The 24,463-nt window shown below is 61.2% G+C and carries 21 protein-coding genes; 5 read left to right on the forward strand and 16 right to left on the reverse strand.

Annotation, left to right across the window (positions count from 1 at the left end; translation table 11 throughout):
- Positions 1 to 2: 2 nt before the first annotated feature.
- The 10 genes from KR767_RS15525 to KR767_RS15570 all read right to left on the reverse strand — a co-directional run bounded on the left by KR767_RS15525 (position 3) and on the right by KR767_RS15570 (position 10,370).
- On the reverse strand, positions 3 to 989 hold the full coding sequence (locus KR767_RS15525; RefSeq protein ID WP_250876898.1) for a phytanoyl-CoA dioxygenase family protein: 987 nt from the start codon (positions 987 to 989) through the stop codon (positions 3 to 5).
- A gap of 8 nt (positions 990 to 997) precedes the next feature.
- Positions 998 to 1,777: a YkgJ family cysteine cluster protein gene (locus tag KR767_RS15530; protein ID WP_250876899.1), complete on the reverse strand. Its 780-nt coding sequence runs from the start codon at positions 1,775 to 1,777 to the stop codon at positions 998 to 1,000.
- A gap of 185 nt (positions 1,778 to 1,962) precedes the next feature.
- The gene (locus KR767_RS15535; RefSeq protein ID WP_166948229.1) at positions 1,963 to 2,733 is read right to left on the reverse strand and encodes a 3-keto-disaccharide hydrolase; all 771 of its coding nucleotides are present in this window, start codon (positions 2,731 to 2,733) and stop codon (positions 1,963 to 1,965) included.
- Between the two features lie 20 nt (positions 2,734 to 2,753).
- The gene (locus tag KR767_RS15540) at positions 2,754 to 3,659 is read right to left on the reverse strand and encodes a hydroxypyruvate isomerase family protein (protein WP_250876900.1); all 906 of its coding nucleotides are present in this window, start codon (positions 3,657 to 3,659) and stop codon (positions 2,754 to 2,756) included.
- A complete protein-coding gene (locus KR767_RS15545; protein ID WP_250876901.1) occupies positions 3,656 to 4,717 on the reverse strand; it encodes a sugar phosphate isomerase/epimerase family protein in 1,062 nt (353 codons plus the stop codon). The genes KR767_RS15540 and KR767_RS15545 overlap by 4 nt, the downstream gene beginning before the upstream one ends.
- A 3-nt stretch (positions 4,718 to 4,720) precedes the next feature.
- Positions 4,721 to 5,311: a gluconate 2-dehydrogenase subunit 3 family protein gene (locus KR767_RS15550; RefSeq protein WP_166948223.1), complete on the reverse strand. Its 591-nt coding sequence runs from the start codon at positions 5,309 to 5,311 to the stop codon at positions 4,721 to 4,723.
- Between the two features lie 10 nt (positions 5,312 to 5,321).
- Positions 5,322 to 7,013: a GMC oxidoreductase gene (locus KR767_RS15555; protein ID WP_166948221.1), complete on the reverse strand. Its 1,692-nt coding sequence runs from the start codon at positions 7,011 to 7,013 to the stop codon at positions 5,322 to 5,324.
- A gap of 43 nt (positions 7,014 to 7,056) precedes the next feature.
- The gene (locus tag KR767_RS15560) at positions 7,057 to 7,929 is read right to left on the reverse strand and encodes a sugar phosphate isomerase/epimerase family protein (protein ID WP_166948219.1); all 873 of its coding nucleotides are present in this window, start codon (positions 7,927 to 7,929) and stop codon (positions 7,057 to 7,059) included.
- A gap of 30 nt (positions 7,930 to 7,959) precedes the next feature.
- Positions 7,960 to 9,177: a nucleoside permease gene (locus tag KR767_RS15565; RefSeq protein ID WP_166948217.1), complete on the reverse strand. Its 1,218-nt coding sequence runs from the start codon at positions 9,175 to 9,177 to the stop codon at positions 7,960 to 7,962.
- A complete protein-coding gene (locus KR767_RS15570; protein WP_250876902.1) occupies positions 9,174 to 10,370 on the reverse strand; it encodes a Gfo/Idh/MocA family protein in 1,197 nt (398 codons plus the stop codon). Before KR767_RS15570 ends, KR767_RS15565 begins: the two co-directional genes overlap by 4 nt.
- A 343-nt stretch (positions 10,371 to 10,713) precedes the next feature.
- Here KR767_RS15570 and KR767_RS15575 point away from each other — a divergent pair, with 343 nt between their 5' ends.
- From KR767_RS15575 to KR767_RS15585, 3 genes are all read left to right on the forward strand, one after another.
- Positions 10,714 to 11,805, forward strand: a complete 1,092-nt coding sequence (locus KR767_RS15575) for a LacI family DNA-binding transcriptional regulator (protein ID WP_250876903.1) — start codon at positions 10,714 to 10,716, stop codon at positions 11,803 to 11,805.
- A gap of 133 nt (positions 11,806 to 11,938) precedes the next feature.
- A complete protein-coding gene (locus KR767_RS15580; protein ID WP_250876904.1) occupies positions 11,939 to 12,697 on the forward strand; it encodes a hypothetical protein in 759 nt (252 codons plus the stop codon).
- A 212-nt stretch (positions 12,698 to 12,909) separates the two neighbouring features.
- On the forward strand, positions 12,910 to 14,124 hold the full coding sequence (locus tag KR767_RS15585; RefSeq protein WP_250876905.1) for a peptidoglycan-binding domain-containing protein: 1,215 nt from the start codon (positions 12,910 to 12,912) through the stop codon (positions 14,122 to 14,124).
- A 146-nt stretch (positions 14,125 to 14,270) separates the two neighbouring features.
- Here the strand turns inward: KR767_RS15585 and KR767_RS15590 are convergent, their stop codons facing one another.
- Genes KR767_RS15590 through KR767_RS15600 form a run of 3 tightly spaced genes read right to left on the reverse strand, consistent with a single transcriptional unit; the run spans position 14,271 to position 18,175 of the window.
- The gene (locus KR767_RS15590; protein ID WP_250876906.1) at positions 14,271 to 16,295 is read right to left on the reverse strand and encodes a GMC family oxidoreductase; all 2,025 of its coding nucleotides are present in this window, start codon (positions 16,293 to 16,295) and stop codon (positions 14,271 to 14,273) included.
- Positions 16,292 to 16,801: a hypothetical protein gene (locus KR767_RS15595; RefSeq protein WP_250876907.1), complete on the reverse strand. Its 510-nt coding sequence runs from the start codon at positions 16,799 to 16,801 to the stop codon at positions 16,292 to 16,294. Before KR767_RS15595 ends, KR767_RS15590 begins: the two co-directional genes overlap by 4 nt.
- 18 nt (positions 16,802 to 16,819) lie before the next feature.
- Positions 16,820 to 18,175: a hypothetical protein gene (locus tag KR767_RS15600; protein WP_250876908.1), complete on the reverse strand. Its 1,356-nt coding sequence runs from the start codon at positions 18,173 to 18,175 to the stop codon at positions 16,820 to 16,822.
- A gap of 336 nt (positions 18,176 to 18,511) precedes the next feature.
- Between KR767_RS15600 and KR767_RS15605 the strand changes: the two genes are divergently transcribed.
- The gene (locus KR767_RS15605) at positions 18,512 to 19,261 is read left to right on the forward strand and encodes an SDR family oxidoreductase (RefSeq protein WP_250876909.1); all 750 of its coding nucleotides are present in this window, start codon (positions 18,512 to 18,514) and stop codon (positions 19,259 to 19,261) included.
- Between the two features lie 7 nt (positions 19,262 to 19,268).
- Here KR767_RS15605 and KR767_RS15610 read toward each other — a convergent pair whose 3' ends face one another.
- The gene (locus KR767_RS15610; protein ID WP_250876910.1) at positions 19,269 to 20,708 is read right to left on the reverse strand and encodes a hypothetical protein; all 1,440 of its coding nucleotides are present in this window, start codon (positions 20,706 to 20,708) and stop codon (positions 19,269 to 19,271) included.
- Positions 20,709 to 20,920: 212 nt separating this feature from the next.
- Here KR767_RS15610 and KR767_RS15615 point away from each other — a divergent pair, with 212 nt between their 5' ends.
- On the forward strand, positions 20,921 to 23,059 hold the full coding sequence (locus KR767_RS15615; protein ID WP_250876911.1) for a TonB-dependent siderophore receptor: 2,139 nt from the start codon (positions 20,921 to 20,923) through the stop codon (positions 23,057 to 23,059).
- A gap of 35 nt (positions 23,060 to 23,094) precedes the next feature.
- On the opposite strand, the gene KR767_RS15620 is transcribed toward KR767_RS15615, so the two are convergent.
- Positions 23,095 to 23,754, reverse strand: coding sequence for a ChrR family anti-sigma-E factor (locus KR767_RS15620; protein ID WP_250876912.1), 660 nt, complete (start codon positions 23,752 to 23,754; stop codon positions 23,095 to 23,097).
- Complete coding sequence (locus KR767_RS15625; protein ID WP_250876913.1) at positions 23,751 to 24,329, reverse strand: sigma-70 family RNA polymerase sigma factor; 579 nt, start codon at positions 24,327 to 24,329, stop codon at positions 23,751 to 23,753. The genes KR767_RS15620 and KR767_RS15625 overlap by 4 nt, the downstream gene beginning before the upstream one ends.
- Positions 24,330 to 24,463 lie beyond the last annotated feature (134 nt).

Raw genomic sequence — 24,463 nt, forward strand, 5'->3', positions numbered from 1 at the left:
GGTTACGCGACCCAGTCCACACAGTGAGCGAAGCGTGTGGGCCGCAAGGACATGTACTGAGCCACACGCGGGCGTTGCGCGCGGTTCGGGCTACTGCCGTGCGGCAGGAGATGGTGCCAGATGATCATGTCGCCCCGCCTGGCGGCGATCGGCTTCATGGTAAGCGTTCGTCGTGCGTGGTCTTGCGCGCTGGTACCTTGCGGAACGCTTTTCAACCACTGTTTCAGCGAACGGTGAAAACCAGGTACGCAGCTGAAAGCGCCCTGGTCCTCGTCAACATCGGCCAGATACAGGATGCCCTGCATGTCGAGGCAATGTGGCTCGGCCAGCGTGGCATCCCAATGCAGATGGGGCCCCGGGAAGGGCCAGTTTTCGCGTTCCGGAGGATTCAGACCGCCCTGGTCAATCGTGACCCAGAGATCTTCACGACCCCAGAGCTGGGCATGGGCCTTGTGGATGCGTGGCGCGCAGCGATTGGCTACGAGTGCAGGGTGCCGGAGCAGGGGCACCCAGATGGAATGCCCCAGTGATTCGCGATACCAGGACTCCGGATCGTCACGGTCCATTCCCAGGTAATCGTAGATGGCCTGTTCCGCGGCTTCGGCGGCCTGCGCGCTGATGGCATTGCGGAGGATGACGTAGCCATGTTCGTCCCAGTGCGCCAGGTCTTTCGCACTGAGGCCTTCCACGTGATCGAGGTTACCAACTTCGGAGCCGACGGTTTCTCCTTCCAGCGCCTTCCTGAGCCGGTCCAGCGATGCTTCAGGCAAGCCGCCGCCATTGCATTCGCAGACCCATGCTTCGAACTGCTCATAGCCAGGGCGCTGATAATGGAGATACCGCAGGGTTTCCAGAACGTTGAGGCGCAAGCCCGCCAGAAGAGTCTTCTCGACATCCTGCGACAGTGGTGCGACAGACCCGGGTTCGCACTGGAGAGCCCAGTACGTGTGCAACTCTCTGATGCCCAGTTTTGTCGTCATCGGGGTCATGTAAGCACTCAGGCAGCCACGTCACCGGCAAAGAAGCCCAGGTACTTCACGTGCCCGGCTTCTCGCTCATGTGAAGCCGCCGAATCCGTGCCGGCCGAGCGAAGCAGGTCCAGCGTGGCCTGTCGATTGGAAAGGAATGTCCACGATACGTCCGGCGTTTCGTCACCACTCATCGCCGCAGCCGCTTCAAGTGCTTCAAGAAGCTGTGCCGGGGGCACGGACAAGGCGACGATGCCTTCGTTGGAAAGCCCGGTCGTCGCATGGTCGAGCAACTGGCACAGGAGGGCCTTGGTCGCCGTATCGCGCTGGTCGGCCGCATGGGAGGCCTTGATGGCGTTCACCGTATCGGGATCAGTCCACTGGCCGGACGCATCGCGGATGATTTCTTCCGCCTGCCAGGCTTCGGGCGGGCATAGCTTGTTCGAGGGTTCAAGCTCGATGAAGGGATTGAGCTCGGCCGGATAGACGCGGCACACCTGGGGCCGTGTCTCATACACACCGCAGCGCATGTCGGGCAGCAGGTTGGGGCATGGGCCGTCGAAAGAAGCTACGAGGGTGGCGATGACCCGGACGGGCATCTGGGCACTGCGAGCCGCGAACGACCGGCGTCGCTTGTGCTGGGCCAGTCCGTTCTCCATCGGCGGCTCTTCGGGCCAGGGGATGGCTTCGCTGAAGAGCTGTACCTCGCCCCCGTTGCGCAGCCAGCGGATGGCTTCGTCGACGCTCAACGGTAGTCGCAGGTCGTGGCAGCAGCGGCCGCACATGGTGCAGGAGAAGTGGACAGTCATCGATACACGCCGGCGGGTAATGATTCGAGACGGGGAGGCCGCGGCGTTTGTAACGCCGCTAAAACCCTGGGGTCTCTGGATGGTGCGTAAGCGTACTGGAAAAAGAAAGCCCCGAAGGGGATCGGGGCTTATGGCCGGTTATGTCCAGCGGGTCGATGCGGGGCGGTCGCGCGCGAGGCGCGCTCCTACAGGGGTCTTATCCAGATGTTGCGGAAGCTGATGGGTGCCGAGGGGTCGCCGTGAGCCTGTAGCTTGACCGGTGCGTCCGTGTACGGGTTGTACCTTGGCTTGCCAATGTAGAGGGTTTCGCCGGTGAGCTGGGTGTGGTTCTGTACCAGTACGCCGTTGTGGAGCAACGTGACATAGGCGGGCGACTTCAACGTGCCGTCGGCCGCGAACACCGGTGCCGTCCAGATGATGTCGTAGGTCTGCCATTGGCCCGGAGCGCGCATGGCGTTCACCAGTGGCGCGGTCTGCTTGTAGACGCTGGCGGCCTGGCCGTTGACATAGGTGGGATTCTTCCACGAATCCATGATCTGGATTTCGTAGCCTTCGTCGCCGGGACCGGTGGAGGCGAGGAACACACCGCTGTTGCCACGTGCCTGGCCTTCGCCAGTGATATTGGCTGGCACCTGCCATTCCAGGTGCAGCTGGTAATTCCTGAAGTGCTGCTTCGTCTGGATGTTGCCGGTGGTCTTGTCCACCGTCAGCACGCCGTCATGGACTTTCCAGTGAGCGGGGGAATGATCCTTGGAGGCCTCCCACTGGTTGATGTCATGACCGTCGAACAACACGATGGCATCGGAAGGCGGCGCGCTGTCCTGCTTGCCGGTCGCTACGACCCTGGGAACCGGCTCCCATTGCTCGGTTGCCTTGGGGTCGGTCTGCGCCCATGCGTTACCCGTTGCGGCGACTGCCACAAGAAGGGCGGGGGCAATGAGGTTTTGCCGTTTCATGGGTTTTCTCCGGTGCGAGTTCATACCGCGCATATCTTGAACGCCTCGGCAAACGAGTTGAACGGGTCGGGGTGTGCCGGCATGAATTCATGCGCGATGTAGCCCTGGAAATTCAGGTCGGCGATGGCCGTGGCAATGGCCCGGTAGTTCAGTTCCTGGCTGCCGTCGATCTCATGGCGTCCCGGCACGCCGCCGGTGTGGAAGTGGCCGATCCATTGGATGTTGTCGCGGATGGTGCGTATCACGTCACCCTCCATGATCTGCATGTGGTAGATGTCGTAGAGCAGCTTTACGTGGGGTGAGTTGATGCCCTTCATCACGGCCACGCCGAAGGCCGTGCTGTCGCCCTGGTAGCCGTGGTGATCCACCTTGCTGTTCAGCAGCTCCACGCATAGCGTGATGCCATTCTCCGCCGCCAGCGGGGCAATCTTCGACAGGCCCGCCACGCAGTTGTCGAGGGCCTGGCGATCATCGATGCCCGCCTTGCGATTGCCGAACATGGTGATCATATTGGTCAGGCCGGCCTGCTTCGCGAGGGGAATGGTGGTTTCCAGCTCTTTCAGCAGCGTGGCGTGGTTGGCCGGGTCGTTGAATCCCATGGCGATGAAATCATCTCGGCGCGAGGGATAACCCATCGACACGGCCATGCCGTTATCGGCCGCCACGGCCCATTCGTCTGCATACAGCAGGTCGACGCCCACGAAGCCGATGGCCTTCAGCCGTTTGCACAGCTCGGGTAACGGCGCATCGGAGGTCCAGCGGCTCAGCGATTGTTTCAGTCGTCCTGCGGGTACCTTGCCCGCCGCGGCCTTGCCGGGCAGCGTTTTTGCCGACGCCAGCAGCGGCAGGGCGCCAAAGGCCGCTGCCGCTGCTGTCAGCTGATTCAGCGCGGTGCGTCGTGCGGGATTGGCGGGGGAGGTGCTCATGTCGGTTCCAGTCCCAGGATGGCGCGATTGAAGGCGCGGTCGCTGCCGCTGGCGGCGAAGTCGTCGAACGCGCGCCGGGTCACTTCGATGATGTGGTCGCGAATGAAGAGGGCACCTTCCTTCGCGCCTTGCTGGGCATCCTTGATGCAGCATTCCCATTCGAGCACCGCCCAGCCGGGGTAGTCGTATTGCGCGAGCTTGCTGAAGATCGCACGGAAATCGATCTGTCCGTCGCCCAGCGAGCGGAAGCGGCCCGGGCGATCGATCCAGTTCTGGTAACCGCCATACACGCCCGCGCGGCCGTTGGGCCGGAACTCGGCGTCCTTAACGTGGAAGGCGCGGATGCGCTCGTGATAGAGGTCGATGAACTGCAGGTAGTCCATCTGCTGCAACATCATGTGGCTGGGGTCGTACAGGATGTTTGCCCGGGGATGATGATCCACGGCATCCAGGAAACGCTCGAATGTGGCCCCGTCGTGCAAGTCTTCGCCGGGGTGCAGTTCGTAGCAGACGTCCACGCCCACGTCGTCGAAGGCATCCAGGATAGGCCGCCAGCGCCGGCCCAGTTCGGCGAAAGCCTCGTCGATAAGGCCTGCCGGCCGTTGCGGCCATGGGTAGAGCAGGTGCCAGGCCAGTGCGCCCGAGAAGGTCACGTGCGAGGTCAGGTTGAAATGCCTGCTGGCCTTCGCGGCCAGTATGAGCTGGTTGGCGGCCCACGCCTGGCGTTCCGGCGTGTTGCCGCGCAGGGCATCCGGGGCAAAGGCGTCGAACAGGCGGTCATAGGCGGGATGCGACGCGACGAGCTGCCCTTGCAGGTGCGTGGAAAGTTCGGTGACTGACAAGCCATGCTCTGCCAGCATGCCGGCGATGTCGTCGCAATAGCCCTTGCTCGCCGCTGCCTGCTCAAGATCGAACAGGCGCCGATCGTTGGTGGGAATCTGCACGCCGACAAAGCCAAGCGATGCCGCCCAGCGGGCGATATCCGGCAGGGTATTGAACGGCGCCTCATCCGCTGCGTACTGGGCGAGGAATATTCCCGGGCCCTTGAGTGTCTTCATGCATCAGATCCTGAGTTGCGTTTCGATGGCCCAGGCGCGTCCGTTCCCTGCCTGGGACAGGGGAATGTCAGACCTGAGGGCACCCGGGACCGGGTCATACTGGAGAATCTGCGTGCAGCCGGGCTGGGACATGAAGAAGGCCAGCATGGTCAGCTTCTTGGTCATCAGCACGAAGTCGGCTGCGGGTGGCGGAGTGCTGCCATGTTTCGTGGCCAGGGCTTCGCCATGGAGCTTGTTGACCAGGGCCTTGCGCTGGGTTTCGTCCAACTGGGCGAAAGGCTTGCCGCCGGCCTGGTCGAAAGCTTTCAGGGCGCTGAGGTAACGCTGTTGCTCGGCCTTCGTGTAGACATCCTTGAACATCTGGTCGATGAACAGGGGGGCGCCGATGTCGATGGCGCCCGGCGTATCGGTACGGGGAATCACGATGTCCGCCACTGACGCAATGACGTCGTTCTGCGGGGGACTGAAGAATCGCGGTCCGGTAGCCGGCTTCTGCGAGGCGGCATGCGCCTCGAACACGGCAAGCAGGGATGGCCCGGCGATGGCGCCGACGGCCAGGGCGGACATGCTCTTCAACCATTCACGACGGTTCATGGCCATATCCTCAGATGTTGCCGCGCTTGAGTTCTTCCACGGCGTAGTTGGCCGCGCGTGCGGTCAGGGCCATGTAGGTGAGGGACGGGTTCTGGCAGCCGGACGAGGTCATGCACGAGCCGTCGGTGATGAAGACGTTTTTCACGGCGTGCATCTGGTTCCAGCCATTGAGCACGGAGGTCTTGGGATCGCGTCCCATGCGCGCCGTACCCATCTCGTGGATGCCCGCGCCGACGTTGGCCTTCATCGAGTACGAGGTCACGTTGCGATAGCCGGCAGCATTCAACATTTCCATCGCATCGCTGATCATTTCCTTGGTCAGCAGAAGCTCGTTTTCACGGTGAGCCGCATCGAAGTTGAGTGCGGGCAGGCCGTATTTGTCCTTGATGGTCTTGTCGAGGGTGACGAGGTTCTTGTGCGAAGGAAGCATCTCGCCGAAGCCCATCATCGATATCGTCCAGGGACCCGGTTTCTCCGCCGCATGCTTGAGTGCATCGCCCAGCAGGGGTTCGTCGACCAGTCGTGTCCAGTCTTCGCGTCCGGCGCCGCCCTGGAAGCCGAAACCACGCAGGTACTTGCGCTTGTCGGCACCCACGTTGCGATAGCGCGGGATATAGAAACCATTCGGGCGACGTCCGGAGTAATAGCGATCTTCATGGCCGTCGACATCGGCGCGCGCGCCATTGCCGAAGATGTGATCCATGATGTTATGGCCCACCTCGCCGCTGTCGTTGCCAAAGCCGTTGGGGAAGCGGCTGGACACCGAGTTGAGCAGGATGTGCGTGGTACCGAAGGTGGACGCGCACAGGAAGATCACGCGGGCGAAGTATTCAGTCTGGTGACCGGTTTCGGCGTCGAGCACCCGTACGCCGGTGGCCTTGCCCTTCTCGTTGTCGTAGATCATCTCATAGACGATGGCATTGGTGACCGTCGTCAGGTTGCCTGTCCTCTCGGCCGAGGGCAGGGTGGACGAATTACTGCTGAAATAACCGCCGTAAGGGCAGCCACGCATGCAAAGGTTGCGGTACTGGCAGGTGCCGCGCTGCGGGCTCTGGTCGTGTTTCAGCGGGGCGGACAGATTGGCCGTGCGCCCGATGATGAGCTTGCGGTTCATCTTGCTTGACAGCTTGCCCTGGAAATCCTTCTCCACGCAGTTGAGTTCCATGGGCGGCAGGAAGTCGCCGTCCGGCAGCTGGGCCAGGTGATCGGTATTGCCGCTGACGCCGATGAAATGCTCCACGCGGTCGTACCACGGCGCGATGTCTTCATACCGGATCGGCCAGTCCACGCCCACGCCTTCCTTGCCATTGGCCTCGAAGTCCATGGGGCTCAGGCGGTAGCTCTGGCGTCCCCACATCAGCGAGCGACCGCCCACGTGGTAGCCACGGAACCAGTCGAAGGGCTTGGTTTCTTCATACGGATTGTCGATGTCGTCGACGAACCAGTGCTTGGTGGACTGGGTGATGCCGTAGAACGAGGGGCGGGTGTGTTTCGGATGGCGCGCGATGTCTTCCTGCGTCGGCTCGTCCGCATAGGGCAGTTCCCACGGCGCTTTCATGGCGGTGGGGTATTCACCGTGGCGGACCATGGGGCCACGGTCGAGGATGAGGGTCTTGAGTCCCTTTTCCGTGAGTTCCTTGGCGGCCCAGCCGCCACTGATACCGGTGCCGACGACGATGGCGTCGTACGTGTTCTTTTCCATGCGTGTGCCTTCAGACGAGGTTGCGATCAGGAAAGGGGGCGCTTCAGCGCAGGGGGCGCAGGTAGTCGTAGTCGACGCGCGCGGCTTCGAGCTGGCTCATGCGGGCAAACGGACCTTCCTGCTCGACGAAGCAATGCTTCAGTCCGGCAGCATCTGCCGCCGCCATGATCGGCTTGTAGTCCAGCGTGCCGCGGCCCAGTTCCGCGCCGGGGTAATCCTTGCTGTTGCCGGGCAGGAAATCCTTGGCGTGCATAAGTGGGATGCGGCCGGGGTTGGCCTTGAAGTAATCGGCGGGATTCTTGCCGCCGGCATGCACCCAGCCGCAATCCATTTCGAACTGGACGAGCTTGTGGTCCGTTTCCTTCAGGAGCACGTCGTAGAAGGTCTGGCCACCACCCACGTCGGAGAACTCCAGGTGATGGTTGTGGTACGCGTACTGAAGACCCGCCTTGCGCGCCTTCTCGCCGAGCTGGTTGGCATAGTCGGCCGTGCGCTTGGCACCATCGAGCGAATAGTCGGCATCGGCCGTGTTGCGCTCCTTCTGCATGATGGCAGGCAGCATGCTGCTGACGATGTAGCGCGAGCCCAGCACATGCGCGGCCTCGATGCCAGGTTCGAAGCCCAGGCTGTCGTAATGCAGGCTGGGTGAGCTCAGGCCGGCTTCCTTCAGCTGGTCGCGCAGGGTCTTCGCCGTCGTGGTGACGATGGCCTCGATTTCCGAGTAGCCGATCTTCTTAAGCGTCTTGAGCGTGCCGATGGGGTCGTCCTGATAGGCCTTCAGCACCATGTAAAGCTGTATGCCCAGGGTCTTGCCCTGCGCGGCAGCGGCCAGGAGTTTTCCGGGCGCGCCGAGGGTAAGCCACGCTGCCGTGCCGCAGAGCGCGGAGCGGGTCAGGAACTGCCTGCGATTCATCATGGAGGGATCTCCTTGGATAACGTGTTCGGGTCAGGTGGCGCTGGTGACCGGTTCGCTGGCCGTTGCCTTGCGATCCTTGAACAGCAGCACGAAGAGGACGAGCACCACGGCCGCGCAGGCGCCGGCAATCATCCAGATGGCATACCAGTCGTGCGTGGTCACGCCCTGGGCGTTCGTACGCGAATAGGTGTCTACCGCCACGCCGGAGAGCCACGAGCCGACGAACATGCCCAGGCCATAGGTGAGGAAGGTGATCAGGCCCTGGGTGGCCGCACGCAGCGCGAAGGGCGCTTCGCGATCGATATAGATCTGGCCCACGACGAAGAAGAAGTCGAAGCAGATGCCGTGCAGGATGATGCCCAGCCACAGCATCCACATCAGCTCACCCGGATTGCCGAAGGCGAACATGGCGTAGCGGATCACCCAGGCCAGCATGCCGACCGCCAGCATGTACTTCACGCCCAGCCGGCGGAAGAACCAGGGGATGAGCAGCATGCAGAGGATTTCGGACATCTGCCCACCGGTCATCTTGCCGGCCGCATTCACCACGCCCACTTCATTGAGGAAGAGGTTGGTGAAGGCGTAGTAGAACTGGAGGGGGATGCAGATGAGGAACGAGGCCAGGGCGAATACCGCCATGGAGCGGTTGCGCAGCAGATGCAGGGATTCCAGCGGTAGCGCATGGCGCATCGTGAAGCGCTGTGGGTTGGCCAGCGGCGGCGTGGCGGGCAGGGTGAAACAGTAGCCCGCCATGACGATGGAGAGCGCCGCGGCGAGGTGCAGGGGCGATGCCGTGGCTTCCACGCCGAGGGCGCCGACGACCAGACCGACGGCAATCCAGCCCAGTGTGCCGAACACGCGGATCGCACCGAATTCCTCCTGCGGATCGCGGATATGGCGCATCGCGAGCGAGGTGGTCAGCGCCAGGGTAGGCATGTAGCAGAGGCTGTATGCCAGCAGCGCGGCATAGAGCACGCCGAACGAGCTCTGCTGTGCGGCAATCACCAGCAACACGGCGCCGACGATGTGCAACATGGTCAGCACGCGACGCGTATCGAACAGGCGGTCGGCGAGCAGGCCAACGAACAGCGGCGAGATCATTGCGCCGATGGCGGTGGTGCCGGCGATGGCGCCGATTTCCGTACCACTGAAATGCAGCGTCTGGCCCAGCCACGTTCCCACCGTGACGTACCAGGCGCCCCAGATGGCGTATTCGAACAGCATCATCAACCTAAGGCGCCATTTCATCCCCGTTTCCCCTTTTTGCGTGATGTTCCCAGAGGGTCTTCGATGTGTTGCCAGACGCCGCCCGCGGCGTGGCTCTTGAGCATTGCGTCGATCACCAGGCTGTTGCGGTAGCCATCGGCGAAGGTGGGCAGCGCATCGGGCCGCGTATCGGCCGTGCCGCCCTGTCGTATCCAGGCATAAGCGTCGGCGATCAGGTTGCGAAAGGCATCGGCCCAGGCTTCCGGATGACCCGCCGGCAGGTGTGCATAGCCGCGTCCTGCCGGGTCGAGCAGGGCAGGGTCGCGCGTCAGCACCGTATTGGGCTGGGCGTGATGCCCCACCCACAGATCGTTGGGCTGCTCCTGGCGCCACGCCACCGAGGCGAGTCGCCCGCTGACCTCCAGGCGCAGGTCGTTCTTGTGGCCGGGAAGCACCTGGCCCACCGTGACGCAGCCGCGTGCTCCGTTGTCGAAGCGCAGCAGGACACTGGCAAGGTCTTCGCTGGTAATTTTTACCTTGCGGCGCGTAGCTGACTTTGCCGCGCTGGCGAACGCTTTCGTCGATGTGGCAGGTGCTTCGCGTGTCGGTACGGCGGTGTGCAGATCGGCCAGCACGGAAACGATGCGCGCGCCGGTGACGTGCTCGGCAAGATCGCACCAGTGCGAGCCGATGTCGCCGAGCGCTGAACTGGCACCGCCGCGCTTGGGGTCCAGTCGCCAGGAATAGGCGCGCTCGTCGGTGAGCCAGTCCTGCAGGTAGCAGCCATGCACGAATACCGCCGGGCCTATCTGGCCTTTGGCGATCATGGCGCGTGCCTGCTGGACGAGGGGGTAGCCGCGATAGTTGAACGTCACCACATGCGCCACGCCCGCTATGCGCGCCGCTTCGTAAAGCTCGCGCGCTTCGTCCGTCGTGCCAGCCAGCGGCTTGTCGGAGACCACATGCTTGCCGGCGCGGAGCGCTGCCAGGGATACGTCTCTATGCAGGTGATTGGGCGTGGTGTTGTGGACCACCTGGATCGCGGGATCGGCCAGCAGCTCGTGATAGCTGGCATACGCCTTTGCCACGCCCAGCTCGCGCGCCCGTTTCCGCGTGGATTCCGGACTGGAGCCGGCGATGCCGACGATCTCCACGTCGCCAAGGCGGCGCACGGCATCGAGGTGATGGGCTGCAATGAAGCCGGGGCCGACGAGACCCATGCCGAGCTTCTTCATCGGTCTGCTGCCCTGGCGCTGGTCTTCAAGGACTGGCCTGCCATTTCCCCTCCACTGTGCCGATGTCACCAAATGTATTCGATTACATTTGCATGAACACCCGCACCGGCTGTGCTGGTTGTCTTCGTACTGGTGCGCCGCGCCCGCTGCCCCATCGATGCGCGTCGTGAAATGTGGCAACGTATGTAGCAGATGTCCAAACGCAGTTGCAACGATTTAATGTAATCCATTACATTGCATTGCAGCATAAGCGACAGGGAATACGAGGCCATCGTGCCGTTCCGGCCCGCACCCGGCTGCTATCGTGCGCGGCACGTTGGCGACAAACCGAAGAGGAAAGCGCGTGAGCGAGGCGTCACCGAAGCGCAGGAAGCAGGGAGCCAACGGCGGCAAGGCCGATGCTGCGGTGCAGCCTGTACGCGTGCGCACGGTCAAGGAGATCGCGGCGGCGGCCGGCGTATCGGTGGCCACGGTGTCGCGCGCCCTTCAGCGGCCGGAGGTCGTAAGTGAGAGCACGCGCCAGCGCATCCATGAGGTGGTCAAGCGGCTGGGCTATACGCCCAATGCCCTGGCGCGCAATCTGCGCACCTCGCGTACGCGTCTGATCGTGGCCCTGGTACCCGACATCGCCAATCCGTTCTTCTCCGAGGTGATCCGCGGCATCGAGCAGGTGGCGCATGAGAACGGCTATTCGGTGCTGCTGGGCGAGACGCAGGGCAGCCTGGTGCGCGAACAGGCGTATGCCGACATGGTTGCGGCACGACAGGCGGATGGCATCATCACCATGTCACCCCGCGTACCGGCCATCCCCATCGATGGCCGCCTGCCCGTGGTGAATGCCTGCGAGTACGTAAAGGACAAGGACATCTCAAGCGTCTATATCGACAACGTCGCCGCCGCCGTGGCGGCGATGGATTATCTGGTTGCCCTGGGGCATCGGGAGATCGCCTTCTTCGCTGGCCCGGCATCGAGCCCGATCTGCGTGGATCGCGAACAAGGTTATCGCCTTGCATTGCAGAAGGCGGGTATTGAGCCGGACCCGTCGTTGACGGTGGTGGGGGACTTCTCCATCGAGGCGGGCGAACGTGCCGTTGACCTGCTGCTTTCACAGAGCCGGCCATTCAGCGCCGTCTTCTGCTCCAACGACGAGATGGCGATAGGCGCCCTGCGTGCGCTGAGCGCAAAGGGTGTGCGCGTACCGGAAGATGTTTCCGTGGTGGGCTTTGACGATATCCGCTTCGCGCGCTACACCTCGCCTTCGCTTACTACCATTGCCCAGCCAAAGAATGCACTGGGGCGCGAGGCGATGAGCATGATGATCGAACTGCTCAATGACCCTTCGGTGCCATCGCGCAAGCGGGTGTTATCGGCGGATCTTGTTGTTAGAGGGTCAACAGCGCCCGCAGGAACGAATAAACTCGGTCGTAATATCTGAGATTCCTGTAGGTCAAGGGAATCCGGGTATTGAGGTCGTCAGTTTCTTGACGCGTATGCGCTATGATTTTCCTCCGCCGAGGCGCATCACTGCGCGCCAAGGTTGGGCTGAATATCAAAGGCATGGAAATGATATGGATAAGAATATCCTGGCTTTAACTGTTCTGGTAATCACCGTGACTGGCTTTACTTCGACGGCGTCTTCGGAGGACGTCGATAAAAGCAATATCGATCGAATCGTTAAGTCAGTGATGAATGACGCTTACGGCCAGAACTTCAATGCGCCGAATAATTGCTGGTCTTACAAGTGGAAGGACGAGCAAGGTAATCTTCTCGACTACTGCATGCGGCCAGCTACACCCCGGGTCGTAGAAGAACCTCGTGGCAGGTTTCTCTACCTGCACACCTCCAACGCGACGGATATCCGGGGCGACGCAAGATACGGATATAGCCAGGTTCAGCCCGGTCTGATGGGCGCATTTAAGATCCGAATAGGTGGCCCTCAAGGGTGGACGTATGACGCATTGGATGCTGCGATGGACTATGGCACCGCGGGCGAGTGCGGATGTGCGCAGGCCAGACTCGTAAAGCTCAGTGGTTCGGGAAATTATGGGTGGATCTTTGCGAGTGGCGGAACCTGGCAGGGCCTGACAGTAGCAAATTACAGTATTGTCACCGCCATCAAGGGGCGCATCAAAGATATTAGTCGTATTCCGCAGGTGACAGAAAAAGATCAAGCCGTCAAATACGTGTTGAGCGTGAATGATGTCGCGGGCGAAAAGGGCTTTTACTCCCTGCATATTGTGAAATCTGGACAGGAAGGTCAGCCGGAAGTATTCGATGTCGCCTTTGACCCGGTGAAAATGGTATACGCCCTTCCATCCGGGCGCTGATGCTCAAGTTTGGATATTAGCATAAGGATAATGTAATGACGGATGAGAATCTCATTAATCAACGCTGGGATGCAGCTCGCCAAAATCTTGTGGACGCAGCAAGCGCAGCCGGAGTATAAGCTGGCGTCCTCGTCAAAATTGCAGGCTTCGAGTCACAATTTAATCCGCAGGCCAGACCTGTTGCAGGAAAGAAACGCGAAGAACTCAATACAGTGACCCAGTTCGATGGTACGAAAGCCATGTCGAGCGCATACGGTTACGGCCAGTTTCTGGATGCCACCTGGGTTGACATGGTCCGAAATCATGGAGAGAAGTATGGTGTTACCAATGCTTCAGTTCTGCCAGCGGATGAGATCAATAGCCCCGAGATGCGAAACAACGCTCGTCTCCAGGCCGGCATGCTCGCTGAATTTACCAGGAAGAACCTCGAGACAGCGGCTTCGCTAGGGGGAGCGGATGCCTCTGCGAATGCTTATGCGTTGCATAACCTTGGTGGATCGGATGGTCAGAGATTTTTAAGGGCGATGGCGGCTGATCCGGACGCTCGTGTCGATAGCGTGCTCTCATCGAATGTGATTACGAGAAATTCATCTTTGTATGGGGATGGAAGCATTTCTCTTTCCAATGCTTATCAGAATATGGGGGCGCAAATGGATCGTTATGCATCCTATGCGAGCCAGGTCGATGGGTTGAGTACGCAAACTCACGAGCCCGAGCCTCCCCAGAGTCAGTCGACGAAGTCTGTATCAAGTGGCGGGCTGGGTGATGCAGATGCCCGGATCATGAGCGAGGGAATGCGCGGTGATGACGTGCGATCCCTGCAAGTGAAATTACGCTCGCTTGGATTCAAAGGCGTTCACGATGAGCCGCTGAAGACAGATGCAATGTTTGGCCCCTCTACCAAGGCGGCGGTCCAGGCTTACCAGGCCAAGTCGCATCTGGTAGTCGATGGCAAAGCGGGGCCGGCTACTTTAAATCACCTTGAAGCCCAGTCTGCGAGGAACTCCATTGATCCAGCTTCAGTGAACGAAGCAAAAGTACTTTTGGATGATCCTGTTCATCCAGGCCATGAAATGTATCGACAAGCGCTTCGAGGCATGGAGATGATTGATGCGGATCAAGGTAGACGATCCGATATGACGACGTCAAAAATTGCAGGAGCCATCGCGGCTGAATCGATTAACCAGGGCCTTGATCGCATCGATGTTGTGGCGCTAAGTACGGACGCAAATCGCTGCTGGGCCATGCAAGGTCAGACCAATGATCCCTTCAAGAAGCTTGCTTCCGTTGACATAAAAGAGGCAGTGAATACATCTCTTGATCAATCGTCTGAATCTTTTAACGCGGCGAGTTGGCGGCATGCGAATCAACAGGTGGATCAGGTCCAGCAGGCTGCGCGCGAACAGCCTGTAACGATGCACCGGTAGTGGTTCAATATGGCTGGTATGGAAGTGGCGCGTTTCATGCCATGGGCGCGGTTGAATTGCCTCTGGGAGAAAATCCTTGTCACGCCCATATCTTTCGGAGTGACAAGGATTTTTGAGTATTCATCAAGCCAGGGCTAGTTCATGGGTCATGATGCATTTGAGGTTACTATTTCTGACCCTGTATTGGTCTTCGGGGCGTTCAGGTCTTTCAGGATGTTGTCTGCCGCCTGGAATGCCAGGGCGGCGATGGTCAGCGTGGGATTACCGGTTGCTACCGTGGGGAACACGCCACTGCCCACCATGTACAGGTTGCTGTGATCCCATGATTGCTGCCGTGAATTGAGCACGGACGTTTCCTTCTTGTCGCCCATGCGATAGGTGCCCACGATGTGACCGGCGCCATAGAAAGTGAAGGTGTCTCCCTTGTAGTCGAAATTGGTGGCCGTCACCTGGTCCGGGGTGCCGTAGAGCACGGGTGAGGGTGGTTTCATCGTGTATTCCGTGGCGCCCATCGCATTGAATATCTGCGTCGATACGGCCTTGGCTGAGACGAAGGCGTCGCGTTCGTAGTTGCTGCGGATGCGATAGGTGACGTAAGGGCGGGGCAGGCCGAGATGATCTTTCGCCGTCGCTGACAGTTGCACCCGGTTGTCCGGGTCCGGAAGCTGCTCGATCAGGTAGCCCAGGCGAATCTGCCGGATGTAGATGGCATTGAGCGTCTGGGTGAGCTGTGCGCCGAAAAGCGTGCTGTTGGCGGGTAATGAAGGATCGAAGCGTAGCGGCTTGCCTTGCTGGTTCTTGGAGTCGCCGTTGAGCTGGGTGTTGTTCTGCCCGAACACGAAGTCTGCCAGCGTGGTGTACGGATCGTTCGATGCCCACTGCCAGCCTTCGTTGCCGATCTCGATACGATACGCCGAGCGGTTGCTGCGGAACGTGCCGTCGCGAAGCGACTCGAAGCCCGAGGTCGAAAGCGGGCCGCGATAGGCATAGATCGGATCTTTCGCCAGCGCCCAGGCCAGGTACATGACATGGTCCATCAGGTTGCGGCCCACCTGGTCGCTAGAGTTGGCGACTCCGTTCGGAAAGTTCCTGTTCTTGTTCGACATCAACAGGAGCCGCGGCGTTTCTATGGCATGGGCGGCCAACAGGTACGTGGTGCCAACGGCCGTGCCGGTGCCCGTCTTGTCCCCGAGATGGTCGTCATAGGTGATGTAGTCGATGCCGATGACCTTGCCGGACTTGTCATCGACACGGATATTGCTCGCCACCGTCCGGTAGCGGATCTCCACGTTGCCGGTCTGCAAGGCATTGGCGAGGGTGACCGTCGCATCGTATTTGGCCTGGATGGGACAGATGGGAATGCAGTTGGTGTTGCCTGCACACTGGCGGCGATCGCCGGGCAGGGAATTGCGCCCCTGGGGCGTCGGGGTGGTGAAGAGGTTGATGCCATCGACGGTCACGTTCTGGACCTCACCGAACGCCGTATCGACCAGTGATTCCACGATGGGTGGCATCGGATAGTTATAGTTGGGCCCGTAGGTGCCGGAGGGCTCTACACCGAATTGCTGGTAGATCTTGTCCAGGGCGACCTTGTCGCCCGCTACGCCGATTTCGTTGGTGGCTTTCTCGTAGTAAGGCACCAGGCCCTGGTAGAACGTCTTGCCGCCGGGCCAGTCCACGCCATGGCCGTATCGCGTCTTCAGTTCGAAGTCGCTGGGGAAGAGCCGCAGGCTGGTTCCCAGCCAGTGCCACGTGGTGCCGCCACCGATGCGCTCATAGGAACTGCCGAAGGCGAACACGGCCTCCGGGCTGTCGGTCTTCAGGTTGGGCGCTTGCGGCGGGTAGGTAAAGTAGCACTGGTCCGGTTTGCGCCAGGCGCCTATCTGGAGCACGGTGTAGCGCGGCACGTTTTCCAGCGACGGGTTGGGTAGCCCCAACGGGTTTTCCGGCGTGGACTGTTTCGGGTCCTGCGTGGTCGGCGGATAGGGTGACTCGGGTGTCTTTGCATTGGCCTTGAAGAACGTGCTCATGTAGCCGCTGCGATCCACCGGTACTTCCTGGCCGGCTTCAAGGATCAGCACCTTCTTGCCCTGCCTGCCCAGTTCATAGGCAACGATGGAGCCGGAGATGCCCGAGCCCACGATCACGATGTCATAGGTTTGCGTGGTCATGACTGGCCTCCCGGATTGCCCGTGTAGTCGCTGAGTGGCACCGGGTCTTTTGCCCAGTAGCCGTAGCGGTAGTTGGAATCGCCCATGGGGTGGGACTGCATCACCTGCCAGACGAGGCTCGACGTATAGGCGTCCTCGGAAATGATGTCGCTCACGGTACTCGCCGGCGTTGTCGCCGTGGCGGGGATGACGGTTGGCCACGCGCCCGCGTACCACATGAAGATCAGCTTACGGCAGGCGAGCACGAATGCTTCGCCATTGGCAGAATCCAGCATGGCCTGCCCGATTTGTTGCGGCGTGAGCTTGCTGGCCTGGAGGCCTTCGAACTTCTGGAAGATCTGGCTAGTCAGCGACGGGTTCCCGCTCTCCTGCGCAATCTTCTGCGTGAACAGGGGCAGGTACACCGATTTGATATCCACCGGGTCGAGGTCGGGCGCGATCACGCTTTCATTGAAACCCGTGAGCACCGTGCTGAGGCCGATGAAGTTATCCATATCGCTATTCATGGCTCGTCTCCTTGGGAGCTACTGGGCGCGTTGGAGCAGATAGGTGAAGTCCGAGAACTTCCCCTGCGTGGTGGTGGCGTTGTTGTGGCAGGCCATGCAACTGCTCGAGGTCTGCTTCACGCGGCCCTGGATGTAGGTTTCCAGCGTGGTGTTGGCGAGGAAGGACGGCGCGGGCACACCCGTCGGGTCGACCTTGCTCTGGGCGTTGGTGGGCCACTGGGTGCTGACCAGCTGGTAGTTCAGCCATACCGAGTCGGGATTCACTGCCGCCAGCGCCTGGTGGTAGGACGCATTCAACTGCTGCGCGTCGTCGGTGATGGCTATCACGCGTTGCACCTGGCTGGGCTTCGTGTGCGGATTGCCCGGGTTCCAGGGGCGTGCCGGCGGTTCGTTGACCTTGCAATCCTTGCAGCTCGGGTCGAAGAAGTTGTATGCGCTCAACGTGGGTTTCTGTCCGGCCGTCGGCACGTTGCTTACGTGCTCGAACGTGGACCAGATCCATTGCGGCTCGGCCGTGGTCTTGTGGGCAATATGAAAGCCGACCAGCCCGACCTGGGTCAGCACGCAGGATGGCTTGACGCCGGCTTCTTCCGCCGGGTTGTCGTAGACCAGCGCATAGGTTGTGTAGAACTTCGAAGGGTCGTACTTGCCGCCCATCTTGACCCATGCGGTCTTGATCATGATGGAGCCGAGCTGCTGCGATTTCGGGTTGCTGGCCGGGAAATCGGCATCCGCTCCGAACGCCTGCTGACCTGCCTTGGAATACAGCTTGTTGGTAAGGATGTAGTTGAACATCACCTCGTTGGTGGAAATGGCGAAGCGGGTGTACTGGCCGTTCTGGTCGATCAGGGGGCCGGTCTTGAAGGGCTCGGCACTTTCGTCCAGCACGTTGGGCGTCTTGCCGACCTGGGTCAGGTGCATCGTTCCCGGCGGGAGGTGTTTGGGGTCGATGTTCTTGCAGACGTCGGGGAGAGGGCTGTCCTGGCCCCAGGGTGCAGGTGTGGCGCCGCCGGCAAGGAAGATGCTTCGACTTTCCCGGTAGCTTTCCCACACGGTGGGACTGTTGGTGGACTGGCCGATCTTTACATTGTTATTCGGCGTGCCGTCGGCATTGGCCGGCCAGTTCAGTGCAACGAACGACTGCCAGGAGAAATCGTCGAAGTCGTGTTGCAGGGAGGCCAGATCCGGCGGTTTTTTGCTGAGCGTGATCTCCAGTGGAATCTGCGATGAAAGCGTGGGCACGACAGGCGCGGGCGGCGACGTCCCGTCGGCGGCATGGGTGACCTGGGCGGTCAGTAAGAGCGATAGGCCGAATAACACCGGGTAAATGCCATATTTGCATTGCCCCGTGGAAATCAGGTGTCTGGATGTCATTGCAATCGTCCTGGTCCACAATGGTTCGGAAAAAACCATGGGGCGTTCCGGCACAAGAAGGAGCGCCACCACTCGTAGGGGCGAAGCCTGCGCAGTCATGAAGCATTCGAAGACGGCAGCTCTGGCCACCGGGCCCCATTGTCTGGCGCGGGTGCGTGGGCCGGTACACGTTTTCCCTGGCCGGAATGTGCGTTAGCGGCAGCGGAGTGGCCCCGAGCGTGACGCTTTTGTCTGTCAGGCAGTTTCGTGCGCCGGCACCGCAAGAAACGGAGTGTCGGGCGTGGCCGGTAAACCTAGAGTGCTCCCTGGCATTTCAACCAAGAGACAGCGACTGACATGATTCAACTCGACGCAAAGGTGGCCATCGTGACCGGTGCCTCGGCAGGTATCGGCCGCGCCATCGCAAGGATGTTCGCTGCACAGGGCGCCGCCATCATCCTTACCGCCCGCCATCGGGAAGCTCTGGAGGTGGTGGCCGGAGAAATACGTGCTGGCGGCGGCAAGGCCTATGTCGTGGCGGGGGACGTGTCCCATGCCGAAACCCACGAGCAATGCGTGGATGCCGCCGTCCGCGAGTTCGGAGGGCTGGATATCGCCATCAACAACGCTGGAATGGTTGGGCCTATCCTGCCCCTGGCCGAGATAGCACCGGAGGACTGGCAGCAGACGCTCGCCACGAATCTCACGGCGGCCTACCTGGGTGCCCGCGCCCAGATCCCGGCGATGCTGAAGCGTGGTGGTGGATCGATCGTCTTTACGTCTAGCTTCGTCGGAACGAGCGTGGGCCTTCCCGGAATGGCTGCGTATGGCGCCGCCAAGGCCGGATTGATGGGACTCGTGAAAGGCATCGCAGCGGACTACGCTGCGCAAGGCATTCGTGCCAATGCACTCCTGCCCGGCGGCGTGGATACCGCCATGGCGGGTGATCAGCAACAGAAGGATTGGGCCGCCGGTCTGCACGCCATGAAGCGGATCGCCCGGCCCGATGAAATCGCTTCGGCGGCTCTGTTTCTCGCCAGTTCCATGTCGAGCTTTGTCACCGGCTCGGCCCTTTTCGCCGATGGCGGAAATGCCGCCGTGAAGTGAAGGATGATCACCGTAGCCCGATCATGCCGTTGTCATAGTTCATGAACATCGCATGTCGCTCGAAAAAGGCGATGCCTACGCAGGTGCGGATATTCATGTCCTGATTGATCACGATTCTGTCGGCTCCGATATCGCCTACGCGTGAGCTGTAGACGGTATCGGGGCCGATGGCGAAACGAAGGATCGCGTTGTCTGCCAGCGTGGCATCGAAACTCGCACCCTTGGGTACGTTGATGATGGTCTTCGGATTACCCGAGTCGAACATGACGCTGCCGTGGTATTGATAGCCATCGGCCGATATCGTTGCGTTGCCGATGATCTGCGAGCATACGTTGAGCGGTCCCCGGTTGCCGATGATCCCGCCACGGCATCTGGCATAGACCCTGGCAAAGCCACTCGACATGTTGTCGGTGAGCCCTACGGTCAGCAGGCGGTCCAGGGGGCAGTGCTCCAATTGCGAAAGGGGGCAGTCTGACATCGAAACACGGTTCAGAAGGAAGCCCTGCCCGATGCCTGTCGCGAATGCCAGCTTGCGGAAGGGGCTGCTGAGACCGCAATCCGTTACCACGCGTTCGTCGCAGACCACGGCGGTGCGTGGTGCCTTGTTACCGTTTGCGCCGTCGTCTTCCGGATCCTTCAGTGCATTGACGTCGGCATTGATGCCAATGATGTTGGCCGTGGAATTGGTCGGGGCAAACGGATGGTATCCCTTGTCATTGCCGGCGGCATAAGCAAACAGCACGGGAACCAGGCCGGTGACGACCTGGCCGTCCTTGCCAAAGGTGATCTGCGCAAAGCCGAGGTTGCCCTTGGAAGAATGAGCCTTGTCGCCGCGCCCGCCGTATTTCTTCTCTATGACGACATCGGTGACGATGATTCCGTTATAGGAGATGCGCCGGCTGCCCGGGGGAAAGTGGAAGCCATCCCTGGAAAGGATCGAGGGCGGAAACACCTGGAACGCATTGAGTACGACACCCGCCGAACCCGTATCGATAAGTCCGTGGATTTGCCTTGCGTCATCTCCGACCCGGATGGGGGCAAAAATGCGGTCGATCCTGGGCTCGATACGCGCTGCGTTGAGTTCCACGGCCACGGGCCGTGTCACGAAGCTTTCGCAGTAGATCGAGACGGTATAGTCCACGCCATGGCCGGCGAGGTTGTCCACCACGCACATCTGGCCGGCTGGCTGTCTTGCAATGTCGACGGAGGCAAGCCCCCGCCCTGGGTCTACGGTGAAGCGTGTTTCGCGAGGTGCCAGGGTTACCTGGTTGCTGCCAACGCGCAGCACGAGGCCCTCTCCCTCCAGGTGGTGGATACGCCCGGCGACGGGTCCGGTGGCCGGCCGGCTGTTCTCGATGACATTCGACGAAGCGGCCGTCTGGCATCCGGACAGGCACAGTAGCGCGCTGGTTGCGAGTAGTTTCAGGAGGGGGTTCGGGCGGACCATGCGCTTTGGTTCTCGGGATGAAGCAGGGTGCGGGTAAGTAACGCCAGGCGAAGGGGCGAAGGGGCGGAGCAGGGGTGGCGCGATGCTATCGGAGGGGCGCTGGTTCTGATTGACCGTTGCGATCACGAGCGCAGGAAAATCCATTTCCAGACCCATGGTAAACGAGGATAATTCTCATTTAAACTCGCCCGCTGATTTCAGGGGTGCGTGTAGTGAAGCGAAAAATTGCGATTCTTTCGGCTGCCATCGTGGTGGCGTTTTCGGGCACGCCTGGCCGGGGTGCCGACGTGGACCCGCCGTCGGAGCCGTCCAAAGCGAAAGCCCTGCCGGGCGTGGAAGTCACGGCAAACCGGGGCGCCGAAGGTCGTTTCGTGATCGATACCGCCGACGGTGTCGCCAAGACGGATGTGCCCGTCCATGAAACGCCCCAGTCGATCAGCGTGATCGGCCGCGACCAGCTGGATGATCGCAACGTACAGACCCTGAACGATGCACTGCATTACACGGCGGGCGTCGCCACGTACTACAGCAACGATACCCGCAACGACGCCTTCACCCTCCGCGGATTTGGTGCGGAATTCATGTATCTGGACGGTACCCGGCTGGGCGCCGTCGCCGGCCGCGGGCTGGATCAGTGGCGCGTGGATCCTTATCAGCTCGACCGAATCGAGGTGGTCAAGGGCCCTGCCTCGATGCTGTATGGCCTGGGCGAGCCGGGCGGGGTGGTGAACATGGTGTCCAAGATGCCAACCGAAGATGCGCGCCACCAGGTCGACATCACGGCGGGCAGCTATAACCACTATGGCCTGGGTATAGATACCTCCGGCCCCCTGAGCGACGATGGGCGCCTGCTCTATCGTTTCATCGCGCAGGAGAGCTACAGCGAAAACCAGGTGGACTACGTACACGGTACACGCACGCTGCTCGCGCCATCGCTGACCTGGCGCCCGGATGACAGGACGTCGCTGACGGTCATGGCGACCTACCTGCACGACGACACGATGGACAGCAACAACTTCCTGCCGCGCATCGGGACCCTGGTTTCCAATGACCTGGGGCAGAAGATCTCCACGCGGCTGTCCACGAGCAACCCGGGTTACGAAAACTACGACAAGACCCAGGCTTCCATCGGGTATCTGTTCGAGCGCGAACTCAGCGAGGCGTGGCGCTTCCGCCAGAACTTCCGTTACGCATACCTGACCCTCGACAACCAGGCCCTGTTCGGCTTCCGTCTTCTGGCGGACCAGCAGACGATCCTGCGCGCGGCGATGAACCTGGGTTCGAGCTTCAACAATGTGGACCTGGACAATCAGTTTCTCGGCAAGCTCGAAAGCGGCCCCGTGAAACACACCGTGCTGCTTGGCCTGAATGCCACCAGCCAGAATTTCGCCGATAACGAAGGCTACGACTACGGCTATCCCCTGAATCTTTATCATCCGGTCTACGGGCCGGTGCAGCGACCGGATTACAACGATACCCGCACCCGCCAGCTGCAACAGCAGATCGGCCTGTATGCGCAGGACCAGATGAAATACGACCGGTGGGTGTTGGCACTGAGCGGTCGCGAGGATGCGGTGCGCTCCACCACTCACGATTATCTGGGCGACACCCGCCAAACGCAGACCAATCACGCGTTCAGTGGTCGTGCCGGCCTGATGTACCTGTTCGATAACGGACTGGCCCCTTACGCCAGCTATTCAACCTCGTTCCTTCCCGTTGCTGGCACCGATGCGTACAGTCACCCCTATCGACCGCTGACATCCCATCAGGTGGAGGTGGGGCTGAAATACCAGCCTGCGGCGATGAATGCGACCTTCTCAGCCGCCGCCTTCGACCTGCGCCAGAACAACACCCTGACCCAGGTCGACAACCCCATGCTCAATGGCAGCGTGCAGCAGGGGCAGACTCGCAGTCGCGGTATCGAACTGGAAGCGACGGCCGAGCTCACCCCGCAGCTGAAGCTGCTGACGGCCTACACGCTGCAAGAGGTGAAGGTCACCAAGGGGAGCATCGATGATCCGACCGTGGGCAAGGCGCCCTCGGCAACACCCCGCCACCTGGCGTCCGTATGGCTGGATTACACGTTGCCGCGCGGGCCTTTCGCCGGCCTTGGCTTCAACGCAGGTGCCCAGTATGTCGGCGCAAGCTATGGAAACAGTGCAAACAGCTTCCAGGTGCCGTCGTTCACCGTATTCGATGCGGGCCTGCACTACACGCTGGCGCAGTGGCGCTTCGTGCTCACCGCCAATAATCTGACCGATCGCATCTATGTGGCCAGATGCGGTATCGATACACGCTGCCAGTACGGCCAGCGGCGCAACGCCATGCTGACCGCCCGCTACAGTTGGTGATATGGCAGAACACGCTTCGCCTGCGTGCTTCGGTACTACAGCCGCACCATGGGTTGCAGCATCCTCGCCAGCCAGCCGGAGAACCGCAACGGAGCGTCGGTTGCCGCGACACATATGCACGGTACCCCGGGAGCCGTGACCGGCTGGTGCTCGGTATCGCAATCCAGGTCGGCCATGTCGCCGGGAGCGAAGTGGCCAAGGGTGTCGTCGTAGGCACCGCGCAGGATCATCGTCAGCTCGTTGCCGCCATGGGTATGCATCGGCAGGCTGCGGCCCGGGGCGACACGCAGCAGCATCAGGTGGTCGTCGGTTACGTCGCGTGCGCGGATGTGATGGATGCCCGGGCCGATCCACTTCCACGGTAGCGCACGATATGAACGCCCGAAGTACGACCAGAGCGGGGCAGGCAGCAGGTCGGGGTCGTGCCGCGCAGGTGTCTCCGGTGGAGCGGGTACGGCCTCCGGCGCGTGTTGCTGTATACGGGCGAGGAGTTTTTCGTGTGCGCCCGGCGAAAGCGGCATGCCTTCCTGCTGGTTGAGCAACTGGCCCCCGATGGCATCAGTGTCGCGCAGGCGGTCGCGGCAGGTGCGGCAGACACTCAGGTGCGCGGAGACGACGGCGGAGAACGCGCTCGACAGCGCTCCGGCGGAGTAGGCCATCAACGTGGCGATATCGGGGTGGTGGTGCGGCTTCATGGTGCTTTTCTCAGTGTCCCCTGCAAGCGGGCGAAGGCCCGTCGCAGGCTGGACTTGACCGTGCCAAGGGGCTGGTTCAGTTCCCTGGCGATCTCGCTATGGCTCTTGGCTTCGAAATAGGACATCCGGATCATCCGGGCCTGCTGGGGAGGCAGGTCGTCGATGGCGCGATCCAGGCCGCGTCCGTCCGCGAACGATTCGGCGCTGGTAGCGCCGTCTTCGGACGGCAGCGCATCCAGCATCTCCAGATCGTCCTGCACGGCCAGCCAGTGAGGCTCGCCGCGTATGCTGTCGATGTACAGGTTTCTGGCGATACGGAACAGCCATGTGGACACATTGGCCCGGCACGGATCGAACTGGGCGGCGCGGCGCCACACGCGGAGCATGGCCTCCTGCACCAGCTCCTCCGCCTGCGACGGTGGCACGCCCATGCCGGTGAGGTAGCGCTGGAGGCGTGGACCGAAGTGGGCGAAAAGGCACATGAAGGCATCGGTATCGTGTTGCGCGCCTATGCGGCCCACCTGCGCAGACCAGTAGGCCGGATCATCGGTGTCCTGGGGTGCTTGAAGGGGCACGCGACGAACCGCCTCGATCGGAGTGACTTTAGGATGGGTCAGGTCTGGTCGCATCATACCGGTTCGGCGAAATCCACACAGTCGGTCGCCAGGGATCGTTACTGGCTATACGAAGAAGGAGGATTTTTGGATGC

The sequence above is a fragment of the Luteibacter anthropi genome (assembly GCF_023699965.1).
Taxonomy (GTDB): Bacteria; Pseudomonadota; Gammaproteobacteria; order Xanthomonadales; family Rhodanobacteraceae; genus Luteibacter; species Luteibacter anthropi.

What these genes read in the sequence shown, in the direction of transcription:
- KR767_RS15525 (WP_250876898.1), bottom strand. Translation starts at nt 989, where the DNA reads ATGACCCCGATGACGACAAAACTGGGCATCAGAGAGTTGCACACGTAC.
- KR767_RS15530 (WP_250876899.1), bottom strand. Translation starts at nt 1,777, where the DNA reads ATGACTGTCCACTTCTCCTGCACCATGTGCGGCCGCTGCTGCCACGAC.
- KR767_RS15535 (WP_166948229.1), bottom strand. Translation starts at nt 2,733, where the DNA reads ATGAAACGGCAAAACCTCATTGCCCCCGCCCTTCTTGTGGCAGTCGCC.
- KR767_RS15540 (WP_250876900.1), bottom strand. Translation starts at nt 3,659, where the DNA reads ATGAGCACCTCCCCCGCCAATCCCGCACGACGCACCGCGCTGAATCAG.
- KR767_RS15545 (WP_250876901.1), bottom strand. Translation starts at nt 4,717, where the DNA reads ATGAAGACACTCAAGGGCCCGGGAATATTCCTCGCCCAGTACGCAGCG.
- KR767_RS15550 (WP_166948223.1), bottom strand. Translation starts at nt 5,311, where the DNA reads ATGAACCGTCGTGAATGGTTGAAGAGCATGTCCGCCCTGGCCGTCGGC.
- KR767_RS15555 (WP_166948221.1), bottom strand. Translation starts at nt 7,013, where the DNA reads ATGGAAAAGAACACGTACGACGCCATCGTCGTCGGCACCGGTATCAGT.
- KR767_RS15560 (WP_166948219.1), bottom strand. Translation starts at nt 7,929, where the DNA reads ATGATGAATCGCAGGCAGTTCCTGACCCGCTCCGCGCTCTGCGGCACG.
- KR767_RS15565 (WP_166948217.1), bottom strand. Translation starts at nt 9,177, where the DNA reads ATGAAATGGCGCCTTAGGTTGATGATGCTGTTCGAATACGCCATCTGG.
- KR767_RS15570 (WP_250876902.1), bottom strand. Translation starts at nt 10,370, where the DNA reads ATGAAGAAGCTCGGCATGGGTCTCGTCGGCCCCGGCTTCATTGCAGCC.
- KR767_RS15580 (WP_250876904.1), top strand. Translation starts at nt 11,939, where the DNA reads ATGGATAAGAATATCCTGGCTTTAACTGTTCTGGTAATCACCGTGACT.
- KR767_RS15590 (WP_250876906.1), bottom strand. Translation starts at nt 16,295, where the DNA reads ATGACCACGCAAACCTATGACATCGTGATCGTGGGCTCGGGCATCTCC.
- KR767_RS15595 (WP_250876907.1), bottom strand. Translation starts at nt 16,801, where the DNA reads ATGAATAGCGATATGGATAACTTCATCGGCCTCAGCACGGTGCTCACG.
- KR767_RS15600 (WP_250876908.1), bottom strand. Translation starts at nt 18,175, where the DNA reads ATGACATCCAGACACCTGATTTCCACGGGGCAATGCAAATATGGCATT.
- KR767_RS15605 (WP_250876909.1), top strand. Translation starts at nt 18,512, where the DNA reads ATGATTCAACTCGACGCAAAGGTGGCCATCGTGACCGGTGCCTCGGCA.
- KR767_RS15610 (WP_250876910.1), bottom strand. Translation starts at nt 20,708, where the DNA reads ATGGTCCGCCCGAACCCCCTCCTGAAACTACTCGCAACCAGCGCGCTA.
- KR767_RS15620 (WP_250876912.1), bottom strand. Translation starts at nt 23,754, where the DNA reads ATGAAGCCGCACCACCACCCCGATATCGCCACGTTGATGGCCTACTCC.